Raw genomic sequence first — 21,308 nt, forward strand, 5'->3', positions numbered from 1 at the left:
CTCCTTCAATCAGGCTTGCAAAATGCAACAAATTAAGTCATATTTGAAGCTAATTTGATATGCTGCCAAATCTTTACCCAACCTCGCTCTTGCGGGGTTTTTTGCTATGATGTATTTCTTTTTTTTGGGAATTCATCATGGATATACTGAATCTTTTGGAGGTTTTGAAACCTGCCAGTAATCTTGTTACGGTAAAAATAGAGAATAGTTCCACTTTTTGGGATTCATTGAGCAAAATTTTAATAGCAATTTTACCTGCATTTATCTCTTTTGTTGCCTTATTGTTTTCTTATTTTCAATTCAAGGCTAGTATGCGCAAGCAAAGTGAGCAATATGCTTTAGGTATTGAGCAGCAGTTATTGACCTTAAAGCTTAATACTCGTCTTGCAACTGAGATTGAACTTAAAAAAGATGTGTGTAAAGAAGTAAGAACGGCATTTGTTGGTTTTATGAAATATCATGCAGAGTTATATCAAAATAAAGTCAGATATTCTAAACTCATTAAGAGTAATAATGGCGAAAGCACCGATGAAAGTCGCGAATTGCACAATGTTATTATTGCCAGGACGCAATCAATGATAGAAAGTAAAATGCTTCTTGACTCATATTTCGACTTGGATGATCCAGAAGATAAAGAATTTTATGATCATATTAATGATGCTACAAGCATTGCTCTTAAAGGGGGTGATGGTTCTGGGTATGACTTAGGATATTCACAAGGTAAATGTAGTCGACTATGTTTCAAATATATTGAAAGAAGACGGAAAGAAATAACAGGCCTAGTACATACTATTGGGAACTGATCTCTCGCTCCAAAAAGGAGTCCCCTTTGTGGAAATGGGCGGCTGGTGGGTGTTGTAGCACTCTGCCAGCCATCAGCTCATGCTTTCAGGTCACAAGCTAACCAAGGCCCATTGCTTTAGCGCAAAAGCAAAGAGAGCCTATCAGAGTTACGCTTATTGATCTATGAAAAATACTGTAAATATAAACAGTGTTGAGTTAGTCAACGCTGATAGCCTGCAATACCTCGCAACCCTCCCAGATAACACCATTGACCTTATTGTTACGGATCCTCCTTACTTTAAGGTGAAGCCGAACGGCTGGGATAATCAGTGGAACGGTGACGCCGACTATCTTCGCTGGCTTGATATGTGTCTTGCCCAGTTCTGGCGAGTGCTTAAGCCTGCCGGCAGCCTGTATTTGTTTTCAGGTCACCGACTTGCATCCGATATTGAGATCATGATGCGTGAACGCTTCAACGTTATGAATCACATTATCTGGGCGAAGCCATCAGGGCGCTGGAACGGGTGTAATAAAGAAAGCCTGCGCTCTTACTTCCCCGCGACGGAACGCATCCTTTTCGCTGAGCATTATCAGGGGCCATATAAGCCGAAAAGCGACGGATTTGCTGAGAAAAGCAACGAGGTCAAACAGCACGTCATGGCTCCGTTAATCACCTACTTTAGGGATGCACGAGCTGAACTGGGGGTCACGTCCAGGCAAATAGCTGACGCCACCGGAAAGAAAAATATGGCGTCTCACTGGTTCGGTGCCAGTCAGTGGCAACTACCGAACGAGCAGGATTACGAAAAGTTGCAGGAATTGTTCACTCAGATCGCCATTGAGAAGCACCGCGCCTCTGAACTCAAAGCACCGCATCACCAGCTGGTGGCCACATGGCATTCGTTGAACCGGAAATACCTTGATCTGCTGGAAGAGTACAAATCTCTTCGGCGGCATTTCTCTGTGACAGTAGCCGTGCCCTATACAGACGTCTGGACACATAAACCCGTCCAGTTCTATCCAGGTAAACACCCGTGCGAAAAGCCCGCTGATATGTTGCGGCAAATCATCAACGCCAGCAGCAGGCCCGGCGATGTGGTAGCTGATTTCTTTATGGGCTCGGGATCAACTGTTAAAGCAGCCATTGAACTGGGCCGCCAGGCTATCGGCGTAGAACTGGAAGAGGAACGTTTCAACCAGACGGTAAGTGAGGTAAGGCAGCTGGCAGGGGAATAAAAGCTTGGGTCGCTATCGCGGCCCTTTTTATTACCTCAACTGGACACCCGCAACGTAGCGAGGTGAGAGCATGTATCGAATGGAAAAAATCACGACGGGTATTGCATACGGCGCATCGGGAGGGGGGACCGGATACTGGTTGCTTCAGCTCCTCGATAAAGTCTCCCCATCTCAATGGGCGGCCATTGGTGTGCTCGGTAGCCTCATGTTTGGTTTGCTGACGTGGTTAACGAGTCTGTACTTCCAAATCAAAGCGGATCGCCGCAAAGCTGCGCGGGGTGAATGATGTCGAACAAAGCAAAACTCAGCGCAGCAGTGCTGGCGCTAATCGCGTCAGGGGCATCTGCTCCACTCATTTTCGACCAATTCATCAGCGAGAAAGAAGGCAATGCGCTGGTGGCCGTTGTTGATCCGGGTGGGGTCTGGTCATTATGTCACGGCGTGACCGTTATCGATGGCAGGCGTGTTGTTAAAGGCATGACGGCCACTGAGGAACAATGCCGGAAGGTTAACGCTATTGAACGCGATAAGGCATTAGCCTGGGTTGATCGCAATATCAAAGTGCCTCTGACAGAGCCACAGAAGGTGGGTATCGCATCCTTCTGCCCGTATAACATCGGCCCCGGTAAATGCTTCCCATCGACCTTCTATAAGCGCATCAACGCAGGTGACCGCATCGGTGCATGCGAGGCAATCCGCTGGTGGATTAAAGACGGTGGCCGCGATTGCCGTCTAACCAAAGGCCAGAAGAATGGCTGCTATGGGCAGGTTGAGCGACGGGACCAGGAAAGTGCTCTTGCATGCTGGGGGATAAGCAAGTGAGTCGATTAACCTCTATTATTACCGCGGTGGTTATCTGCTTTTTGGTCTCTATGGCATGGGCTGTTTACCACTATCGCGGCAACGCCATCACCTACAAAGACCAGCGCGATAAAGCCATTGAAAAGCTCAGCCTAGCGAGCGCCACTATAAAAGACATGCAGACCCGCCAGCATGACGTCGCTGCACTGGATGCCAAGTACACTGGAGAAATGGCTAATGCTAAAGCTACTATCGATCAGCTTCAACGTGATGTTGCTTCTGGCAAGCGTCGGCTGCAGCTCAACGCCAGATGTACCACGAACGGAGCGACCAGCACCGGCGGCTTGGGCGATGCTTCCGGCCCCCGACCTTTTGACTCCGCTGAACGGGATTATTTCACCCTCAGAGAACGAATCGTCACAGTGACGAAGCAGGTAGACTATCTGCAGAATTACATAAGAGAGCAGTGCTTTCAATAGATTACAGCTCATTACCTTCTGATATTTTCTCTCCTCTAAATGGATTTCCTGCTAATATAGTCCAGTCATTCACGGTTTAACGTGCCTTGACTATAGAACTATTTACGTTGAAAATTTCTCATTTTCTACAAGCAAGTTCATTGATGAATGTGAGAAAAATAATATCTTCAAAGTCAAAAGGGGATGAGAAAATGATATCGTTACTATTTGGCGCCGGAGCCAGTTTTGGTGCCGAGTTACATAAGCCTGTTCCTCCTTTAGGAAATTACTTATTTGATAAACTTGTGGAACTGGGTGGCGCGTTTTCTGAATTGCCGGATGATATTAAGCAGGAGTTCAGACTACACGGATTCGAAAAAGGTATGTTGAGTATACCTAATGACAGTAGAGTCATTAACCCCCTTCAGAAGGAAATAGCAAAATACTTATCCTCATTTAAACCGAGCAATGAAAATGCTTATGTAAGACTATTTCGTTCGCTGAGAGAGTATGCGAAGCATGTTAATGTCATCACACTGAATTATGATTTGCTTATTGAGCATGCTATGCTTATGTCTGGCGCACAAAAAGTTTCATATGGTCTAGATGCCAATGAGCAAAATTATAGTGTTTTGAAAGTTCATGGCTCTGCTAATTTTGTGCCAGTACTAGCACCTAATGTTATCTTTGAGGGTAATGTATCCATTGGTTGTGGTGCATTTATTGAAACTAATCAGATACTTTCATTAAATAGCCATGAAGAAATCATAAAATGGTGTGATTCACGCCAAAACTCGGATCTCAGTCCGATAATGTGTATGTATAACAAAGAGAAACGTGTGGTGATTAACCCTAAATACCTTGAGTCAAAGAGGAAGGAATATGCAGACGTTGTCTCAAATACTAAGACGTTAATAATTGTTGGGGTTAAATATATTGCGCATGATAACCACATATGGGATGTAATACTTGATTCAGCCCCGGAATTAATAATTGTCGATCCATACCCATCTGAAGAGTTTTTATTGTTATTGCAACAAAGAAACATCACTCATACTCTGATGCGTGATTCATTTTATAAAAGCGTACTAAAGTTATCATTATATATAAGGAATAGAGTTAAAATTTACCCTCAAATTTAAAATCTTATCTATCAATGAGTTGGCAGTTCGTTTTTTAGTAAAGGGGAGGTTGCAAATAGTGTTTCGCTAAGGTTTATGAGGAAAACAAACATTGTTATGTATGTAGGGAAGCTCTGTCAAAATGAATGCAGGGAGAGTTGTAATCGTTATTTCAGGTGATGATCATGTCCAAAAGTTATTCGGTAAAAAATATTTAAAACGCCCTTTTAATTGGGCTTTTTTATGTGCTGGATACGCGAACCTATACCTTGCTGACTAATTTTGAAAAGAGGTTAGCAGCTAATCACATTATGCAAATGATATTTGTTATCTTTTACGGGTCCTTTCCGGCGATCCGCCCTGTTACGGGGCGGCGACCTCGCAGGTTCTCGCTATTTATGAAAATTTTCAGGATTTTTCCTTTTCCGTTCTTCTTCTTGCTAAGTATCTGTCTTTGCTGGGTATAACCCACCACAAGAAAGGAAGTGTTAAAGCCTGGTAGTAGTCATTTTACCTGGCATGGTTTCCTTACCCTGTGTTTCGCCTGGAGTTCGTCATGGAGGTCAATAAAAAACGCCTTTCAGAGATTTTTGGTGTCAGCATCCGCACGGTCCAGAACTGGCAGGATCAGGGAATGCCAGTTGCGCGCGGTGGTGGAAAAGGTAATGAAGTGCTTTATGACTCTGCCGCCGTAATCGAATGGTATTCCGCCCGTGACGCAGCGATAGAAAACGAAAAGCTGCGAAAAGAGGTTGAACAGCTGAGAGTTGATTCAGAATCAGACCTTGTGCCTGGCACGATTGATTATGAGCGCCATAGGCTTACCCGAGCCCAGGCTGATGCTCAGGAACTAAAAAATGCAAAAGAGTCCGCTGAGGTGGTGGAGACCGCATTCTGCACGTTCGTGCTGTCGCGGATAGCCGGAGAAATTGCCAGTATCCTTGATGGAATACCTCTGTCGGTTCAGCGGCGCTTTCCGGAACTGGAAAATCGACATATTGATTTCCTCAAGAAGGACATCATAAAAGCCATGAACAAAGCAGCTGCGCTGGATGAAATGATACCGGGGTTGCTGAGTGAATATATCGAACAGTCAGGTTAAGGGGCTACAGCACTCCGCGCGCTCGGGGCTCCGTTCGTTGTACCGGCCAGAACCGCAAACGGCGGTTGAGTGGGCAGACGAAAATTATTACCTTCCAAAAGAGTCTGCTTATCAGGAAGGGCGCTGGGAAACGCTGCCGTTTCAGCGTGCGATAATGAATGCGATGGGTAATGACTATATCCGCGAGGTCAATGTCGTTAAGTCTGCCCGAGTAGGCTATTCAAAAATGCTGCTCGGCGTGTATGCGTATTTCATCCAGCACAAACAGCGTAACTCGCTTATCTGGTTACCTACCGACGGTGATGCAGAAAACTTCATGAAATCCCATGTTGAACCGACAATCCGGGACATCCCCTCACTGCTGGCGCTGGCGCCCTGGTACGGTAAAAAGCACCGGGACAACACGTTGAGTATGAAACGTTTCTCGAATGGGCGAGGTTTCTGGTGCCTCGGTGGTAAAGCTGCAAAAAACTACCGTGAAAAATCTGTTGATGTGGCGGGTTATGACGAGCTGGCGGCATTTGACGATGATATCGAGAAAGAGGGCTCTCCAACGTTTCTGGGGGATAAACGTATTGAAGGGTCGGTCTGGCCTAAATCGATACGAGGATCCACACCCAAAATTAAAGGGACATGCCAGATTGAACGTGCCGCCAAGGAGTCTGAGCATTTCTTGCGCTTCTATGTTCCCTGCCCACATTGTGGGGAGGAGCAGTTTCTTAAATTCGGCGATAAAGAGACGCCATTCGGGTTCAAATGGACGCCGGGCGATCCTGCCAGCGTTATATATCTGTGTGAACACAATGCCTGCGTAATTAAACAGCAGGAGCTCGATTTTTCGCAGGCGCGGTACATCTGTGATGAAACCGGGATCTGGACGCGAGACGGACTTTGCTGGTTTTCATCATCGGGTGCAGAAATTGATCCGCCTGACAGCGTAACCTTTCACATCTGGACGGCCTATAGCCCCTTCACAACCTGGGTGCAAATCGTCAAGGACTGGATCAAGACCAAAGGGGACACGGGAAAGCGTAAGACGTTCGTCAACACAACGCTTGGTGAAACGTGGGAGCCTAAAATTGGTGAGCGTCCTGATGCTGAGGTGATGGCCGAACGTATTGAGCACTTCGGTGCCAGGGTGCCGGAGCGCGTGGCCTATCTTACTGCCGGTATTGACTCCCAGCTTGACCGTTACGAAATGCGTGTCTGGGGCTGGGGGCCTGGTGAGGAAAGCTGGCTTATCGACAAAATTATCATTATGGGGCGACATGATGATGAATCCACGCTTCTGAGGTTGGATGAGGCGATCAACAAAACCTATCCGAGGCCTAACGGCGTTGAGATGCTTATTTCCCGCATCTGCTGGGATATCGGCGGCATAGACCCAACGATTGTTTATAACCGCTCGAAAAAGCATGGTCTGTTTCGTGTCATCCCCGTTAAAGGCGCATCTGTCTACGGCAAGCCCGTGGCGAATATGCCTCGTAAGCGTAACAAGAACGGCGTTTATCTCACTGAGGTAGGAACAGACACCGCGAAAGAGCAAATTTATAACCGTTTCACGCTGGTGGCAGAAGGCGACGAACCGCTGGCGGGAGCGGTTCACTTCCCTAATAACCCTGAAATATATGATTTAGCTGAGGCTCAGCAGCTTACGGCTGAAGAGCAGGTTGAGAAGTGGGTAGACGGGAAGAAAAAAATCGTCTGGGACAGTAAAAAACGACGAAATGAGGCGCTTGACTGTTTTGTCTATGCACTTGCAGCTCTGCGGATAAGTATCTCCCGCTGGCAGCTGGATCTGGATTCTCTTCTGGCCAGCTTACGGGAAGAAGACACTGGCCGTAAAAATAATAAATCTCTGGCGGATTATGCCAGGGCATTAGCGGGAGATGAATAATGGCAACACAGGCTGAACTGGATGCCGCGCGCGCAGCGTTACATGATCTGATGATGGGAAAACGGGTTGCGACGGTACAGAAAGACGGTCGAAGGGTGGAATTTACGGCGACGTCAGTCAGCGATCTGAAAAAGTACATCGCCGATCTAGAGTCACAGGTCGGTACCACTTCACGACGCCGCGGGCCGGCAAGGTTCTACGCATGAAAATTCCTTCTTTAGTTGGCCCCGACGGGAAAACCTCCCTGAGGGAATATGCAGGCTATCACGCCGGTGGCGGCGGATTCGGTGGGCAGCTAAATGCCTGGAATCCCCAGAGTGAAAGTGCCGACGCCGCACTTCTGCCGAACTTCGCCCGGGGGAATGCCCGTGCTGATGATCTGGTCCGTAACAATGGTTATGCGGCAAACGCCGTTCAGCTTCACCAGGATCACATCGTCGGGTCTTTTTTCAGACTGAGTTACTGCCCGAGCTGGCGTTATCTCGGCATTAAAGAAGAGGAAAGCCGAGCATTTGCCAGGGAGGTGGAGGCCGCCTGGTATGAATATGCGGAGGATGACTTTTGCGGGATTGATGCCGAGCGCAAGCGTACCTTTACGATGATGATCCGTGAAGGCGTTGCGACACACGCATTTAACGGTGAACTGTGCGTCCAGCCCACCTGGGACAGTGATTCATCGCGACTTTTTCGCACGCAATTTAAAATGGTTAGTCCAAAACGCGTGAGTAATCCCGGTAATACAGGTGACACGCGTAACTGTCGCGCGGGTGTCAAAATCAGTGATAGCGGCGCAGCGCTGGGGTACTACGTCAGTGAAGACAGCTATCCTGGCTGGATGACGCAAAAATGGACCTATATACCACGGGAACTGCCGGGCGGAAGGCCATCATTCATCCATATTTTTGAACCGCTTGAGGATGGACAGACCCGCGGCGCAAACGTGTTTTACAGCGTGATGGAGCAGATGAAAATGCTCGACACCCTGCAAAATACTCAGCTCCAGAGCGCAATTGTAAAAGCTATGTATGCGGCGACAATCGAGAGCGAGCTTGATACCGATACGGCGATGGACTTTATCCTCGGCGCGGATAGTAAGCAGCAAAATAAGCTGACGGGCTGGCTTGGCGAAATGGCAGCATACTACGCTGCAGCGCCGGTTCGCCTCGGTGGCGCGAAAGTGCCTCATCTTATGCCGGGCGATTCCCTGAACCTTCAGTCAGCACAGGATACCGATAACGGTTATTCCACCTTTGAACAATCACTCCTGCGCTATATTTCGGCCGGTCTTGGTGTTTCGTATGAGCAGCTTTCCCGTAACTACTCTCAGATGAGCTATTCGACGGCGCGCGCCAGCGCCAATGAATCCTGGGCGTTCTTTATGGGGCGTCGCAAGTTTGTCGCGGCCCGGCAAGCCTGCCAGATGTTCGTCTGCTGGCTCGAAGAGGTGATTGCGCGCCGGGTTGTCACGCTCCCGTCCAAAGCCAGGTTTAGCTTCCAGGAGGCGAGAACTGCCTGGGGTAACGCCAACTGGATTGGCTCGGGGCGCATGGCTATTGATGGGCTGAAGGAGGTGCAGGAGGCCGTGATGCTGATTGAGGCTGGTCTCAGCACATATGAGAAGGAGTGTGCCAAACGCGGAGATGACTATCAGGAGATATTTTCTCAGCAGGTACGTGAAACTATGGAGCGCCGGAGCGCGGGACTTAAACCTCCGGCATGGGCGGCAGCTGCATTTGAATCTGGGCTGAAAAAATCAAACGAGGAGGTAAAAGATGACGCCAGAGCTGCGTAATCTCCCGCATATTGCCAGCATGGCCTTCAATGAGCCGCTGATGCTTGAACCCGCCTACGCGCGGGTTTTCTTTTGCGCGCTGGCAGGCCAGCTGGGTATCACCCGACTGACTGATTCCGCTTCTGGCGTCTCGCTCGGCGCTGAACAAATTGCAGAGCCGCTGGCGCTGTTTGGCGATGACGAGGAAATGGGGCCCCGGCTCGCGCGGAGCTATCAGGTAACAAACGGGATCGCGGTGCTGCCCGTTTCCGGGACGCTGGTCAGCAAAACCCGGTCACTTCAGCCTTATTCCGGTATGACGGGCTATAACGGGGTCATTGCCCGACTGCAGCAGGCAATGAGCGATCCAGGCGTAGACGGTATTCTGCTGGATATGGACACGCCGGGCGGGATGGTGTCCGGGGCTTTCGACTGTGCCGACATTATTGCCCGGATGCGGGATATCAAGCCCGTCTGGGCGCTGGCAAATGATATGAACTGCAGCGCAGGGCAGTTAATTGCCAGTTCTGCATCGCGACGACTTGTCACGCAAACGGCCAGAACCGGCTCCATCGGCGTCATGATGGCGCACAGTAATTATGGCGCTGCGCTGAAAACTAACGGCGTTGAGGTCACGCTGATTTACAGCGGCGATCATAAAGTCGACGGCAACCCCTACGAAAAACTACCAAAGGACGTTCGCGCTGATTTTCAGACGCGCATCGATGCCACTCGTCAGATGTTTGCCGAAAAGGTTTCCGCTTATACCGGAATGTCAGTGCAGGCCGTACTGGACACCGAGGCGGCCGTCTTCTCCGGCCAGGAGTCCGTGGATAGCGGTCTGGCGGATGAACTTGTTAACAATACCGACGCGCTCAGCGTGATGCGTGAAGCACTCGACAGACGCAAAAAAACAACCACTGGAGGAACTATGCCATCACCTTCTGCATCTGCAGCGACCAATCAGCCAGCTGACCAGGCAGCAACACAGACGACTGCACCGGCTGAGCAGGTCACCACCGTTGACACAACAACTGCTGCCTTAACGGCCCCGGCAGACCTCAGCGCTCAGGTTTCGGCAGCCGTAGCCGCCGAGAATGGTCGCATCATGGGTATTCTGAACTGCGAAGAGGCAAAAGGTCGTGAATCACAGGCCCGTGCGCTGGCCGAAACGCCGGGCATGACGGTTGAGAGTGCACAGCGCATTCTTGCCGCGGCGCCGCAAAGCGCCCAGGCGCGTACCGATACGGCGCTGGATCGCCTGATGGAAACCGCACCAGGCGCTCTTTCAGCAGGGAATGCCTCTGCTGAAGCCGGCGACGATTTGTTAAACACCCCCGTTTAAGAGGCTAACATGGCAATCACCGAAGTATTTACTCATCACCAGCCGCTCGGTAACAGCGATCCGGCACACACCGCGTATGCACCGGGCGAACTGACAGCATCCACCCCGGCAATGACCCCGCTCATGCTCGATGCTACGTCCGGCAAGCTAACCGTCTGGGACGGCGAGCATGCAGGTGCAGCAACCGGCATTCTGGCGGTTACCGCTGACCAGAGCAGTGCTGAACTGGCATTCTATAAATCCGGTTCTTTCCGCATCGAAGATGTGCTCTGGCCATCTGCCGTTACCGACGAAAATATCAAGCGTAACGCGTTCGCCGGTACTGCGATCAGCATCGTTTAAACACCCTCAACTTTCATAAAAGCCGCTTATGCGGCTTTTTTTACGGGAAAAATCTATGTCAGTTTACACAACAGCCCAGCTTCTGGCGGTCAATGAGAAGAAATTCAAGTTCGATCCGCTCTTCCTGCGTATCTTCTTTCGCGAAACTTATCCCTTCAGTACAGAAAAAGTCTACCTGTCGCAAATTCCGGGCATGGTCAATATGGCGTTGTACGTATCGCCGATTGTCTCCGGGAAAGTGATTCGTTCCCGTGGTGGCAGCACGTCGGAATTTACGCCGGGGTATGTGAAGCCAAAACACGAAGTGAATCCGCTGATGACCCTCCGCCGCCTGCCTGATGAAGATCCACAGAATCTGGCCGACCCTGCCTATCGCCGCCGACGCATCATTCTTCAGAACATGAAAGATGAAGAGCTTGCAATTGCGCAGGTAGAAGAAAAGCAGGCCGTTGCTGCAGTCCTCAGTGGTAAATACACCATGACCGGGGAAGCGTTTGAGCCGGTTGAAGTTGATATGGAACGCAGTGCCGGTAACAACATCACCCAGGCGGGTGCAGCTGCCTGGTCTTCTCGCGACAAAAAAACGTACGACCCGACCGATGATATTGAAGCGTACGCGCTTAACGCCAGCGGTGTGGTCAACATTATTGTCTTCGATCCAAAGGGCTGGGCGCTGTTCCGCTCCTTTGATGCGGTGAAGGAAAAGCTGGATACGCGTCGCGGTTCAAGCTCTGAGCTCGAAACCGCCGTGAAAGACCTGGGAATGGCCGTCTCTTATAAGGGGATGTATGGCGACGTGGCCATCGTTGTTTACTCCGGTCAGTACATCGAGGATGACGTCAAAAAGAACTACCTGCCGGATCTGACAATGGTGCTGGGAAATACCCAGGCGCGCGGTCTGCGTACCTATGGCTGCATTCTGGATGCAGATGCACAGCGCGAAGGCATTAATGCTTCAACGCGCTATCCGAAAAACTGGGTGCAAACGGGCGACCCGGCTCGCGAGTTCACCATGATTCAGTCAGCTCCGCTGATGCTGCTGCCAGATCCGGACGCGTTCGTGTCAGTCAAGCTGGCATAACTTTCCCCAGTGGCCCTGTTGGGCCACATTTCTGGAGTATTTCCCATGACAGAAAAAGAAACCCTTATCGCCCGACTGAAAGAGCTGGGCGTAAAGCTTGATCGTGAGGTCAACGTCACAGGCACCATCCAGGAGCTTACGTTACGTATTTCTGAGCTCGAAGAGGAACTCGACGAAGACGGAGAAGAGGGCGCTGAGGTGTCCGTTGCCAGCACTACAGCTATCAGCACCTCGGGCCAGCCCGGCCCAGAGAACACCTCTGGCTCTATTACCGAGAATCCTGCGTCAAATGAGCCCGGCGAGCTGGTGGCGGTTGAGACACTGGTGACCTTGCACATTGATGCACTTCACGCCACACGCAACGAGTCCCTCTCTATTGTTGAGCCTGGTGTCGTTATTCGCGTGACCGACGCGGAGGCTACCGAACTGATTTCTCAGGGGCTGGCCCGGGAAGTCTGACAGGGGGCTTAATGGCTGATTTCGATAATCTTTTTGATGAAGCGATGGCGCGCGCGGATACCACTATACGTGGAGTGATGGGCGCAGAGGCAAGGATAACCTCTGGATCTTTATCCGGCGTCACGCTCCGCGGGGTCTTTGACGATCCAGAGAACATCGGTTTCGCAGAAGCGGGGATCAGAATTGACGGAACCAGGCCGACGTTTTTTGTGAACTCATCAGATGTAAGCGGGCTGGAACGTCTGGACACACTGAAGGTAAACGGGCGTGAATTTTGGGTTGATCGCGTGGGCCCGGATGATTGCGGTTCCTGCCATGTATGGCTGGGTAGTGGATCACCTCCCGGCGGATCGCGGCGTCGTTAAGGAGCATTCATGTCGATAAAAGGTCTTGAGCAGGCGATTGCTAACCTGGATAGCCTGGACAGAAATATGGTTCCCAATGCCAGCGCATGGGCTGTGAACCGGGTTGCTGCTAATGGCGTCTCGGTTGCCGTCCGAAGAGTGGCGAAAGAAACGGTAGCCGGTGATAACCGCGTTTCGGGGATACCTGTAAAGCTGGTCAGACAAAGGGTGAGAATCAACAAAGCCTCGGCGTCAGGGCACTCAGCGGCCCGAATTAAGGTTAACCGAGGCAACCTTCCCGCCATCAAACTCGGTGCCGCGCAGGTCAGGGCTACGAACCGAAAAGGCCCGCTGGTTCGAAAAAGTAGCGTGCTGAGAATTGGCCGTTATGTTTTTCGCGACGCCTTTATCCAGCGCCTGGCGAACGGCCGCTGGCACGTCATGAAGCGCATTGCAGGAAAAAGTCGTTATCCCATCGACGTGGTCAAAATCCCATTGTCCGCGCCCCTCACTACTGCTTTCGAAGCAGAGAAGAAACGCATGCTTGAAGAGGAAATGCCAAAACAACTTGGCTATGCCCTCAGGCAACAACTGAGGTTGCATCTGACACGATGAAACACACTCTCATTCGCCAGAAAATTATTGATGTGCTTGAAGAGGCCATCGGGATCGACGTCATGTTTTTTGACGGGCGTCCGGCTGTCATTGAGGAGGAGGATTTTCCTGCCGTCGCGGTCTATCTGACCGATGCGGAGTATACCGGCGAAGAACTTGATGCCGATATGTGGGCGGCAACGTTACATATCGAGGTCTTCCTGTCCTCGCAGGTACCAGATTCCGAACTGGATGAATGGATGGAAAGCCATATCTATCCGGCCCTCGCTGATGTTCCCGGCCTCGATTCACTGTTAACGCTCATGGTTCCACAAGGCTTCGATTACCAGCGCGATGATGGGATGGGGCTGTGGACCTCCGCCGATATGAAATATTCAATCACTTACGAAATGTGAGGAAAACATGCCAACACCAAATCCACTTGCTCCTGTAAAAGGCGCCGGTACCACCCTCTGGCTTTACACCGGAACGGGCAACGCTTTCGCTAACCCACTCTCTGATATCGACTGGAATCGCCTGGCGAAAATCAAAGAACTTACGCCGGGCGAAATGACCGCCGAATCGTATGACGACACTTACCTCGACGACGAGGATGCCGACTGGAACGCGACGGCCCAGGGGGCAAAATCTGCTGGCGATACCTCATTCACCCTCGCCTGGAAGCCGGGCGAAGAAGGGCAAAAAGACCTGGTCGCATGGTTTATTGATGGCTCAGTACGCTATTACAAAATTAAATACCCGAACGGTACCGTCGACGTTTTCCGCGGCTGGTGCAGCAGTCTGGGTAAAGCCATTCCGGCAAAAGAGGTCATTACCCGTACAGCGAAAATCACCAATACCGGCAAGCCGGAGCTGGCTGAAGAAAGCGGGACCCCGAATATCCCCGTGACCGGCGTTACGCTCGATAAAGCCACGGCAAGCGTGATCGTGGGCGCAACCACAACGGTCAATGTGACGGTTAACCCTGCCAGTGCCTCAGATACCTCGTTCCGCGTGGCAACCTCCGACGGGGCAAAAGCAACGGTCACCGTTAGCGGCAACGCGATCACCGTCACCGGCGTGGCGGCAGGTACTGCTGACGTTATTGTTATGACCAGCGATGGTAATTTCGTAGCGGTCTGCAAAGTCACCGTAACTGCAGCGTAAGGAAGGACGCATGTTTCTGAAAAAAGAGAAGTTCACCTGGCAAACAGAATCCCTGACCATCTTTGAGCTGTCGGCGCTGCAGCGTATTGAGTACATCACGTTTATGGCCGCAGAGGAAAAGGCCGTCAGCGCTGATAGCGACGGCATCAGCGATCAGGAAATGACGGCCAGGCTGATTGGCTCAAATATTCGCTGCGGTGCGCGTTTGATCGCGATGTCTTTGTGGCATAACGATCCGGCTGGCTCGGATGTGGAGACGCTTTATCAGCAGGTGCTTAGCGGCTGGCCGCCGGAGGCGATCGGTAAAGCAGAAATGAAAATAAAGCTGCTCTCCGGCATGCTCGTTCCGGTTGAGGATGACAACGTTGCCGATCCGGATGCCTCCGCGGAGGCCGAAAGCGCTGAACCCGTTACGGCGGAAAAGCCCTTGCCAGCGAGCTGAAGTTTGTCCTGAATCTGGCGCGCGAGTTCGGGCGACCCGACTGGCGCGCCATGCTGGCTGGAATGACTTCCAGTGAGCTGGGCGACTGGCACCAGTTCTACCGGGAGCATTATTTTCAGGACGCGCAGCTCGATGCGCATTTCTCAGAGCTGCTTTATTCCATCTCCACTCTTTTCTTCCGCGACCCGGAACTTACCCCCGCACATTTCAGCCTGCTTTCTCCTTCGGATGCCATCATCAGCGATGACGAGCCGGATGATGACACGCTGATGACCGCCGCTGAGGGGATCACAGGAGGTATCCGATATGGCCCAGCAGATTAGCGATCTGGTTATTAAGCTGGATGTTGACCGCGCAACCTTCAGCGAGCAGGTCGCCCGAATCAAAGGGCAACTGACAGGAATGGCGGATGAGTCTGATAAAGTTCAGGCGCGAATGCAGCGTGCTGCGGACCGTCAGAGCGCTGCACTAAAGAGTGTGGGCGACGCTGGCGCGGCGGCCGCCGCAGACATGAAAGCCCGTCAGTCAGCCGCAACGGAAGGGCTGACAAAAGACTGGCAGAACGTTTCCAGGTCCGTTGATGAAACTCATCGCCGCGTGACCGAACTTAACCAACGCATGCGTGAGAATGACGGGCAGGCCGCAGCGCTTGCCCGCCGACAGGATGAACTGGCGGCATCATTTTTCGGCCAGATTGACGGCGTTCGCCAGCTCAATGGTGAAACACAGTCGCTTGCGAACGTGCAGGCGCGCTTTCGCGCAGCCAGGGCACAGGGCAACATCACCCAGCAGGATTATCTCGCCCTTATTTCCCGCACCACGGCCCGGCAAAAAGAACTGCAGATTGTGGAGGAAAAATCGGCCGCAGCGCGCACGCGATTCCTCAGCCAGCTGAAGCAACAGGTTGCAGAGCAAAAGCTCTCCGGTACCGAGCTGCTGCGCATGAAGGCGGCGCAGGTCGGTGCCAGCGATGCGGCTGAGGTCTATATCCGCAAGCTTGAAGCCGCCAAAGTGGCCACGCACGGTCTGGGGCTGCAAAGTGCTGCTGCCCGGCAGGAGCTGGGGGTACTTATCGGCGAGGTCATGCGCGGTAACTTCGGTGCGCTGCGCGGCTCCGGGATCACGCTGGCGAACCGGGCAGGATGGATAGACCAGCTGCTGTCGCTGCGCGGCCTGGGGATCGCCGGCCTGGTTGGTGGGATTGCCGCGGCGGTATTCGGGCTGGGTAAGGCCTGGTATGACGGCAGCAAAGAGTCTGAGGAGTTTAACAGGCAGCTGATCCTGACCGGGAACTACGCGGGGAAAACGTCAGGGCAGCTTCAGGCGCTGGCGCGCTCGCTGGCCGGTAATGGCATCACGCAGCATGCCGCTGCAGGCGTGCTGGCGCAGGTCGTTGGAAGCGGCGCGTTCAGCGGGAATGACGTCAGCATGGTCAGCAATGTTGCCGCCAGGCTGCAGCAGGCTACCGGGCAGGCCGTTGACGAAACCATAAATCAGTTTAAACGCCTGAAGGATGATCCGGTTAATGCGGTCGCTACGCTTAACGATTCACTTCACTTTCTGACAGCCACCCAGTATGAACAGATAGCTTCTGCTCAGGCGCTGGGGGATTCTCAGAAGGCCGCCGAGCTGGCCATGCGGGCATATTCCGACGCGGTCATTCAGCGTGCCGGGGCGGTCGAGGATAATCTCGGATCCCTCGAAAAAGCCTGGAACTGGGTGAAGAATGCCGCCTCCGGTGCGTGGGATGCGATGTTGGGCGTCGGGCGAAATCCTGACACCGCGATGAAGCGCCAGGACTCTTTTGCTGAATGGCAGGCAGCAGAGAAAGAGTACCGCGCGCTGTCCAGCAATCTTAAGGTCGACCCGGATTATGCCGGTAACAACGTTCTGCAGAAAGCTGATGCGGAAAGGTTGAGAAACGCGCGCCAGCAGGTGGAGCTGAAAAAGCAGGCTTACGATCTTGCCGATCAGCAATACGCCCAGGAAGGGCTGGCAGCCGCGCGGGAAAAAATGCGGACGGACCAGCAGGCTCAGGCAATCCGCAACCAGCAGCAGTTTAACCAGCTGGTGGAGTCCGGCGCGACGGCGGCAGAAAAGCGGGCTTCAGCAGAGAAAAAGCTCAGTCAGCTTATTGAGAAAAACCGCCGGGATGCGAAAGACGGTGTCGCCACGCTGTGGACTGAAAAGGACATTGCCGCTGCCCGCGCCGGGATTGAAAAGCAGTGGAAGGATCCAAAAACGCCGAAAGGCAAAAGCTACTCAACGCCCGCCGGGGATAAAGCCGAGGAAAAGGCGCAGGCCGAACTTCTGACCCTTCAGGCCCAGCTTAAAACGCTTGAGCAGCATACCAGCGTGAACGACGTCATAAGCAAACAGCGTCAGGATCTCTGGCAGACTGAAAATCAGTTCACCGTTCTGCAGGAGGCCGCGGGGCGTCGTCAGCTTACGGTGCAGGAAAAATCCCTGCTGGCGCACAAGGAAGAAACGCTCGAGTACAAGCGGCAGCTGGCCGACCTGGGTGATAAGGTTGCCAGCCAGCAAAAGCTCAACCAGCTGGCCGATCAGGCCGTGAAGTTTGAGCAGCAGCAAAAAGCCGCCAGGGCGGGCTTGCAGGCTCAGTCTGAGGGGGTATCCACCCGGGAAGCTGGGCGACAAACTACGCTGCAGCGTCTCAGCGAAAGCTATTCGTACAACCCTCAGGCGCAGCAAAAGGTTCTGGAAGAGCAAAGGGCGACGTTCGAGGCTGAAGATGCTCTGCGCGCAAACTGGCTGGCCGGGGCTAAACAGGGCTGGGCCGAATATCAGGATTCAGCGACAAACGTTTTCAGCTCTGTTCAGCAGATTTCACAGGCAACGTTCAGCGGCCTGGCGGGTCAGCTTACCAGCCTGACGACAACCGGGAAGGCGAGCTTCAGGGACTTCACCAGCTCGATCCTTAAAATGATTGTCTCAGTTATCAACCAGCTGCTGGTGGCTTACACCATCCAGAGCGCGATGGGCTGGGTGAGTGGCGGTACCAATACAGCATCTGCAGGACAGTCATTTTCGGTACCGTCTTTCCGACCTACGGGCTTTGACGCAGGCGGCTTTACCGGGCACGGCGGTAAGTACGAGCCAGCCGGTATCGTTCACCGCGGGGAGTTCGTCTTCACCAAAGAGTCTACCAGCCGTATCGGCGTGGCCAATCTTTATCGGCTGATGCGCGGGTATGCCTCCGGTGGTCTGGTCGGCGGCGGGAGCGCAGCAACTTCTGGGATCGGCGGGATTCACGTTTACGCACCCGTTTCAGTGACTACAGCGCAGTCTAACGATACGAAGCAGCAACAGAGTGGTGATGGTGCACTTGCTCAGGCTTATCAGAAAGTGGTTGATCGTTCGCTCCGAGAAGGCATCGCGCGCGAAACAAGGCCTGGGGGAATCATCTGGAATGCCACTAAACAGAGGTAAATGATGGCCATAGAGCATTTTGCATGGAAGATTCAGGCAGCAAGCCAGCCCACTCTGAGTAGCAAAGATACAGTCAGAACGGCGCAGTTCGGTGATGGGTACAAACAGGTAAGTGGTTCTGGCCTGAACGATGAGGTTCTTAATTATGCCTTTTCTTTTACTGGCGATCCGGTAATAGCCAGGGAGATTCATTCATTTCTGCGGAGGCATAAAACAAAGTCTTTCACATTCACTCCACCTGGTGGTGATTTAGCCCTCTGGCGTGTTGAGGCAGATAGCCTTCAGCGAGTCACCCTGAATAAAAAAGTGGAAACCGTAACCGCAACGTTTGAACAGGCATTTGCACCATGAGCCTTAATGCTGATTATCAAAAACTTGAGCCGGGAAATGAAGTCCGGCTTTTTTCTGTCGATGGTACGGCCTTCGGCATGTCAGATGTGCTTTTCTTCCATGCGCATAATATCGCGCATACACCAGAAGAGATTGATGCTGCTGATGGGGATCAACGTAAACTGCCTGCGAAATCCATCTGGTGGCAGGGGCAGGAATATAAAGCGTGGCCCTGCCAGATTGAGGGGATTGAGGCTTCCACCAGTGGGAGCAGTGCGCAGCCCAAATTATCGGTTGCTAACCTCGACAGCTCTATAACTGCGCTCTGTCTTGCCTATGATGATCTGCTGCAGGCGAAGGTCACGATCCATGATACGTTGGCCAGCTACCTTGATGCCCGAAATTTTCCAGACGGGAACCCAACGGCAGACCCTACGCAGGAAAAGGTGAAAGTATTTTACATCGATGCCAAAAGCGCGGAGACAAACGAGGCCGTGGAGTTCACACTTTCAAGTCCGATGGACCTGCAGGGACTGATGATTCCGACGCGCCAGCTGCATTCGCTCTGTACCTGGTGCATCCGGAACAAGTATCGCACCGGCGACGGCTGCGACTATGCCGGGACCAACTATTTCGACAAAAACAATAACCCGGTCAGCGATCCGTCCCTGGATGAATGCAGCGGCACTCTGACGGCCTGCAAACTTCGGTTCGGCGAAAATAATGAACTCTCGTTTGGTGGCTTCCCGGGGACGTCTTTGATCAGGAGCTGATATGCGTCAGAAAACCATTGATGCCATTATGGCGCATGCTGCAGCTGAATATCCTCGTGAGTGCTGCGGCGTCGTGGTGCAGAAAAGCCGCGTTGAACGTTATTTCCCGTGCCGTAATCTTGCAGCGGCGCCAGAGGACAATTTTGTCCTTTGTCCGGAAGATTACGCAGCAGCTGAAGACTGGGGAACTGTGATCGCCATCGCTCACAGTCACCCTGATGCCACGACGCAACCAAGCGAGCTGGATAAAGCACAATGCGATGCAACGCTTTTACCCTGGCACATCGTGAGCTGGCCGGAGGGGGATTTACGTACCATCCAACCGCGCGGAGAACTGCCGCTGCTGGAGCGTCCGTTTGTGCTTGGTCACTTTGACTGCTGGGGTCTGGTCATGAGCTATTTCCGCCAGAACCACGGCATTGAGCTGCACGATTACCGGGTAGATTATCCATGGTGGGAAAACAATTATCCGGACAACTTCTATCAGGATTGCTGGTACGAGTGCGGTTTCAGAGAGTTCGACGGACCGCCGAGGCCTGGTGATATGGTGATCATGCAGGTCCAGGCAAATAAGTGGAATCATGCGGGGATCTTGCTTGAGGGCAACTTGCTGCTGCACCACCTGTACGGGCATCTTAGCCAGCGCGTGCCTTATGGTGGCTACTGGCAGGAACGGACGATGAAGATTTTACGTTACAAATCTCTGTGCTAACCTTTTGCAAAACCAAAGGGGATAGGGATATGAAAAGAATATTTATTTTAGCTTCCATATTTATAATTGCAGGTTGCGCGACAAAGCCTGTAACAAATGAGCAAGCAAAAGATGTTCCAGCAAAACAGATTATCGACAATACACTGTTAGTTAAAAAAGAAGGGGCAGGAAAGGTAATCATCAAGCGGGACTCTGGTTTTATGGGCAGTGCATGCATGACAAGGGTTTATGTTGATGGGAAAGAAGTTGCAGACTTAGACACAGCTCAAAAGGTAACAGTTTATCCAAAAATTGGAGATCATATCTTTAGCGCTTGGCCCAAAGGTATGTGTGGCGGAGGCATGAGTGAGCAGTCAGGTAAGGTGACAGAAGGCAATGTACTGATGTTTAGGATTGGGTACGGTACTAATGGTGATTTTGGTATTTACCCCACAGCTTTTTGATAAAACAAATCATTTTATAACCTCGCTACGGCGAGGTTTTTTATTTTTGCGAGGTCTTAATGACTGAAGTAATGACTCAAATTGAGCTTGGCGGTGCGCCGGGGAAAATATTTGGGAAAACCCACCGGCGGCTAATCACTAAGGTATCGGAAGCCGGGACGGCTCTAGCAAAAACGATTCCTGGGTTTGAAAGCTATATGATCCATAGTCAACGGCGTGGGTTAACTTTTGCTGTTTTTAAAGGGAAGAAAAACATAGGTGTAGATGATTTGGGATTTCCTGTCACAGGTGAAGTGATAAGAATTGTACCTGTAATCATTGGAAGTAAAAAAGCCGGGGTACTTCAAACGATATTAGGAGCAGTTATTGTGGCAGTCGGGGCTATTGCAACTTTCGGGTTCGCCCAAGCCTGGGGAGTAAACGTAATGATGGCCGGGGGAGCAATGATTGCTGGTGGTGTTGTCCAAATGCTATCTCCTCAGCCAACCGGACTAGCCAGTAAACAAAGCTCAGATAATCGCGCCTCATACGCATTCGGTGGAGTGACAAACACTGCTGCTCAGGGCTACCCGGTACCGCTTCTTTATGGTCGCCGGCGAATCGGCGGAGCGATTATCTCGGCCGGGATTTATGTCGAAGATCAGCAGTAGATAACAA

The 21,308-nt window shown here is 51.9% G+C and carries 25 protein-coding genes and 1 pseudogene; all 26 read left to right on the forward strand.

Annotation, left to right across the window (positions count from 1 at the left end; genetic code table 11):
* The first annotated feature begins 137 nt into the window (after window positions 1–137).
* The 26 genes and pseudogenes from IM291_RS07895 (at window position 138) to IM291_RS08020 (ending at window position 21,301) form a co-directional block, all read left to right on the forward strand.
* Window positions 138–803 (forward strand): hypothetical protein, encoded by a 666-nt coding sequence (locus IM291_RS07895; protein ID WP_192986528.1) that lies wholly within the window; start codon window positions 138–140, stop codon window positions 801–803.
* Window positions 804–966: 163 nt separating this feature from the next.
* On the forward strand, window positions 967–2,019 hold the full coding sequence (locus IM291_RS07900; protein ID WP_192986530.1) for a site-specific DNA-methyltransferase: 1,053 nt from the start codon (window positions 967–969) through the stop codon (window positions 2,017–2,019).
* Window positions 2,020–2,089: 70 nt separating this feature from the next.
* Entirely contained in the window at window positions 2,090–2,305 is a 216-nt protein-coding gene (locus IM291_RS07905) for a class II holin family protein (protein WP_000286102.1), read from the forward strand.
* The gene (locus tag IM291_RS07910; RefSeq protein ID WP_192986643.1) at window positions 2,305–2,841 is read left to right on the forward strand and encodes a lysozyme; all 537 of its coding nucleotides are present in this window, start codon (window positions 2,305–2,307) and stop codon (window positions 2,839–2,841) included. The genes IM291_RS07905 and IM291_RS07910 overlap by 1 nt, the downstream gene beginning before the upstream one ends.
* Complete coding sequence (locus IM291_RS22030) at window positions 2,838–3,299, forward strand: lysis protein (protein WP_192986532.1); 462 nt, start codon at window positions 2,838–2,840, stop codon at window positions 3,297–3,299. Before IM291_RS07910 ends, IM291_RS22030 begins: the two co-directional genes overlap by 4 nt.
* Window positions 3,300–3,385: 86 nt before the next feature.
* Window positions 3,386–4,420, forward strand: a complete 1,035-nt coding sequence (locus IM291_RS07920; protein WP_192986534.1) for a hypothetical protein — start codon at window positions 3,386–3,388, stop codon at window positions 4,418–4,420.
* 535 nt (window positions 4,421–4,955) lie between these two features.
* Entirely contained in the window at window positions 4,956–5,501 is a 546-nt protein-coding gene (locus IM291_RS07925) for a terminase small subunit (RefSeq protein ID WP_192986535.1), read from the forward strand.
* The gene (locus IM291_RS07930) at window positions 5,476–7,398 is read left to right on the forward strand and encodes a phage terminase large subunit family protein (RefSeq protein WP_048029714.1); all 1,923 of its coding nucleotides are present in this window, start codon (window positions 5,476–5,478) and stop codon (window positions 7,396–7,398) included. The genes IM291_RS07925 and IM291_RS07930 overlap by 26 nt, the downstream gene beginning before the upstream one ends.
* Window positions 7,398–7,604 carry a phage head-tail joining protein gene (locus IM291_RS07935; protein ID WP_023292738.1) on the forward strand — a complete coding sequence of 69 codons (207 nt, stop codon included), beginning with the start codon at window positions 7,398–7,400 and terminating at the stop codon, window positions 7,602–7,604. The genes IM291_RS07930 and IM291_RS07935 overlap by 1 nt, the downstream gene beginning before the upstream one ends.
* A complete protein-coding gene (locus tag IM291_RS07940) occupies window positions 7,601–9,190 on the forward strand; it encodes a phage portal protein (RefSeq protein WP_192986537.1) in 1,590 nt (529 codons plus the stop codon). Before IM291_RS07935 ends, IM291_RS07940 begins: the two co-directional genes overlap by 4 nt.
* Window positions 9,171–10,514 carry a S49 family peptidase gene (locus IM291_RS07945; protein WP_192986538.1) on the forward strand — a complete coding sequence of 448 codons (1,344 nt, stop codon included), beginning with the start codon at window positions 9,171–9,173 and terminating at the stop codon, window positions 10,512–10,514. Before IM291_RS07940 ends, IM291_RS07945 begins: the two co-directional genes overlap by 20 nt.
* 9 nt (window positions 10,515–10,523) lie before the next feature.
* Entirely contained in the window at window positions 10,524–10,856 is a 333-nt protein-coding gene (locus IM291_RS07950; protein ID WP_023292735.1) for a head decoration protein, read from the forward strand.
* 55 nt (window positions 10,857–10,911) lie between these two features.
* Complete coding sequence (locus IM291_RS07955; protein ID WP_192986540.1) at window positions 10,912–11,937, forward strand: major capsid protein; 1,026 nt, start codon at window positions 10,912–10,914, stop codon at window positions 11,935–11,937.
* 45 nt (window positions 11,938–11,982) lie between these two features.
* Window positions 11,983–12,396 (forward strand): DNA-packaging protein FI, encoded by a 414-nt coding sequence (gene gpFI / locus IM291_RS07960; RefSeq protein ID WP_048993956.1) that lies wholly within the window; start codon window positions 11,983–11,985, stop codon window positions 12,394–12,396.
* Window positions 12,397–12,407: 11 nt separating this feature from the next.
* Window positions 12,408–12,761, forward strand: coding sequence for a head-tail joining protein (locus IM291_RS07965; RefSeq protein ID WP_023292732.1), 354 nt, complete (start codon window positions 12,408–12,410; stop codon window positions 12,759–12,761).
* A gap of 9 nt (window positions 12,762–12,770) precedes the next feature.
* Window positions 12,771–13,355, forward strand: coding sequence for a phage tail protein (locus IM291_RS07970; protein WP_023292731.1), 585 nt, complete (start codon window positions 12,771–12,773; stop codon window positions 13,353–13,355).
* On the forward strand, window positions 13,352–13,750 hold the full coding sequence (locus tag IM291_RS07975) for a phage minor tail U family protein (protein WP_192986542.1): 399 nt from the start codon (window positions 13,352–13,354) through the stop codon (window positions 13,748–13,750). The genes IM291_RS07970 and IM291_RS07975 overlap by 4 nt, the downstream gene beginning before the upstream one ends.
* A 7-nt stretch (window positions 13,751–13,757) precedes the next feature.
* Window positions 13,758–14,501 carry a phage tail protein gene (locus tag IM291_RS07980; protein WP_192986544.1) on the forward strand — a complete coding sequence of 248 codons (744 nt, stop codon included), beginning with the start codon at window positions 13,758–13,760 and terminating at the stop codon, window positions 14,499–14,501.
* 10 nt (window positions 14,502–14,511) lie between these two features.
* Window positions 14,512–14,943: a phage tail assembly chaperone G gene (gene gpG / locus IM291_RS07985; protein WP_192986546.1), complete on the forward strand. Its 432-nt coding sequence runs from the start codon at window positions 14,512–14,514 to the stop codon at window positions 14,941–14,943.
* Window positions 14,940–15,257 (forward strand): annotated as a pseudogene (locus IM291_RS07990) (phage tail assembly protein T); the annotation flags it as partial. The gene gpG and the pseudogene IM291_RS07990, both read left to right, overlap by 4 nt.
* Window positions 15,250–18,393: a phage tail tape measure protein gene (locus IM291_RS07995; protein ID WP_192986548.1), complete on the forward strand. Its 3,144-nt coding sequence runs from the start codon at window positions 15,250–15,252 to the stop codon at window positions 18,391–18,393. The pseudogene IM291_RS07990 and the gene IM291_RS07995, both read left to right, overlap by 8 nt.
* 3 nt (window positions 18,394–18,396) lie before the next feature.
* Window positions 18,397–18,744, forward strand: a complete 348-nt coding sequence (locus IM291_RS08000) for a phage tail protein (protein ID WP_023343873.1) — start codon at window positions 18,397–18,399, stop codon at window positions 18,742–18,744.
* Window positions 18,741–19,496, forward strand: coding sequence for a phage minor tail protein L (locus tag IM291_RS08005; RefSeq protein WP_192986550.1), 756 nt, complete (start codon window positions 18,741–18,743; stop codon window positions 19,494–19,496). The genes IM291_RS08000 and IM291_RS08005 overlap by 4 nt, the downstream gene beginning before the upstream one ends.
* Before the next feature lies 1 nt (window position 19,497).
* On the forward strand, window positions 19,498–20,208 hold the full coding sequence (locus IM291_RS08010) for a C40 family peptidase (protein ID WP_192986551.1): 711 nt from the start codon (window positions 19,498–19,500) through the stop codon (window positions 20,206–20,208).
* Between the two features lie 29 nt (window positions 20,209–20,237).
* Window positions 20,238–20,651, forward strand: coding sequence for a hypothetical protein (locus IM291_RS08015; RefSeq protein ID WP_192986553.1), 414 nt, complete (start codon window positions 20,238–20,240; stop codon window positions 20,649–20,651).
* Window positions 20,652–20,710: 59 nt separating this feature from the next.
* Entirely contained in the window at window positions 20,711–21,301 is a 591-nt protein-coding gene (locus tag IM291_RS08020) for a tail assembly protein (protein ID WP_192986555.1), read from the forward strand.
* Window positions 21,302–21,308 lie beyond the last annotated feature (7 nt).

This window comes from Enterobacter cloacae complex sp. P27C, assembly GCF_014895705.1.
GTDB lineage: Bacteria > Pseudomonadota > Gammaproteobacteria > Enterobacterales > Enterobacteriaceae > Enterobacter > Enterobacter bugandensis.

What these genes read in the sequence shown, in the direction of transcription:
- IM291_RS07895 (WP_192986528.1), top strand. Translation starts at nt 138, where the DNA reads ATGGATATACTGAATCTTTTGGAGGTTTTGAAACCTGCCAGTAATCTT.
- IM291_RS07900 (WP_192986530.1), top strand. Translation starts at nt 967, where the DNA reads ATGAAAAATACTGTAAATATAAACAGTGTTGAGTTAGTCAACGCTGAT.
- IM291_RS07905 (WP_000286102.1), top strand. Translation starts at nt 2,090, where the DNA reads ATGTATCGAATGGAAAAAATCACGACGGGTATTGCATACGGCGCATCG.
- IM291_RS07910 (WP_192986643.1), top strand. Translation starts at nt 2,305, where the DNA reads ATGTCGAACAAAGCAAAACTCAGCGCAGCAGTGCTGGCGCTAATCGCG.
- IM291_RS07925 (WP_192986535.1), top strand. Translation starts at nt 4,956, where the DNA reads ATGGAGGTCAATAAAAAACGCCTTTCAGAGATTTTTGGTGTCAGCATC.
- IM291_RS07935 (WP_023292738.1), top strand. Translation starts at nt 7,398, where the DNA reads ATGGCAACACAGGCTGAACTGGATGCCGCGCGCGCAGCGTTACATGAT.
- IM291_RS07940 (WP_192986537.1), top strand. Translation starts at nt 7,601, where the DNA reads ATGAAAATTCCTTCTTTAGTTGGCCCCGACGGGAAAACCTCCCTGAGG.
- IM291_RS07945 (WP_192986538.1), top strand. Translation starts at nt 9,171, where the DNA reads ATGACGCCAGAGCTGCGTAATCTCCCGCATATTGCCAGCATGGCCTTC.
- IM291_RS07950 (WP_023292735.1), top strand. Translation starts at nt 10,524, where the DNA reads ATGGCAATCACCGAAGTATTTACTCATCACCAGCCGCTCGGTAACAGC.
- IM291_RS07955 (WP_192986540.1), top strand. Translation starts at nt 10,912, where the DNA reads ATGTCAGTTTACACAACAGCCCAGCTTCTGGCGGTCAATGAGAAGAAA.
- gpFI (WP_048993956.1), top strand. Translation starts at nt 11,983, where the DNA reads ATGACAGAAAAAGAAACCCTTATCGCCCGACTGAAAGAGCTGGGCGTA.
- IM291_RS07965 (WP_023292732.1), top strand. Translation starts at nt 12,408, where the DNA reads ATGGCTGATTTCGATAATCTTTTTGATGAAGCGATGGCGCGCGCGGAT.
- IM291_RS07970 (WP_023292731.1), top strand. Translation starts at nt 12,771, where the DNA reads ATGTCGATAAAAGGTCTTGAGCAGGCGATTGCTAACCTGGATAGCCTG.
- IM291_RS07975 (WP_192986542.1), top strand. Translation starts at nt 13,352, where the DNA reads ATGAAACACACTCTCATTCGCCAGAAAATTATTGATGTGCTTGAAGAG.
- IM291_RS07980 (WP_192986544.1), top strand. Translation starts at nt 13,758, where the DNA reads ATGCCAACACCAAATCCACTTGCTCCTGTAAAAGGCGCCGGTACCACC.
- gpG (WP_192986546.1), top strand. Translation starts at nt 14,512, where the DNA reads ATGTTTCTGAAAAAAGAGAAGTTCACCTGGCAAACAGAATCCCTGACC.
- IM291_RS07995 (WP_192986548.1), top strand. Translation starts at nt 15,250, where the DNA reads ATGGCCCAGCAGATTAGCGATCTGGTTATTAAGCTGGATGTTGACCGC.
- IM291_RS08000 (WP_023343873.1), top strand. Translation starts at nt 18,397, where the DNA reads ATGGCCATAGAGCATTTTGCATGGAAGATTCAGGCAGCAAGCCAGCCC.
- IM291_RS08005 (WP_192986550.1), top strand. Translation starts at nt 18,741, where the DNA reads ATGAGCCTTAATGCTGATTATCAAAAACTTGAGCCGGGAAATGAAGTC.
- IM291_RS08010 (WP_192986551.1), top strand. Translation starts at nt 19,498, where the DNA reads ATGCGTCAGAAAACCATTGATGCCATTATGGCGCATGCTGCAGCTGAA.
- IM291_RS08015 (WP_192986553.1), top strand. Translation starts at nt 20,238, where the DNA reads ATGAAAAGAATATTTATTTTAGCTTCCATATTTATAATTGCAGGTTGC.
- IM291_RS08020 (WP_192986555.1), top strand. Translation starts at nt 20,711, where the DNA reads ATGACTGAAGTAATGACTCAAATTGAGCTTGGCGGTGCGCCGGGGAAA.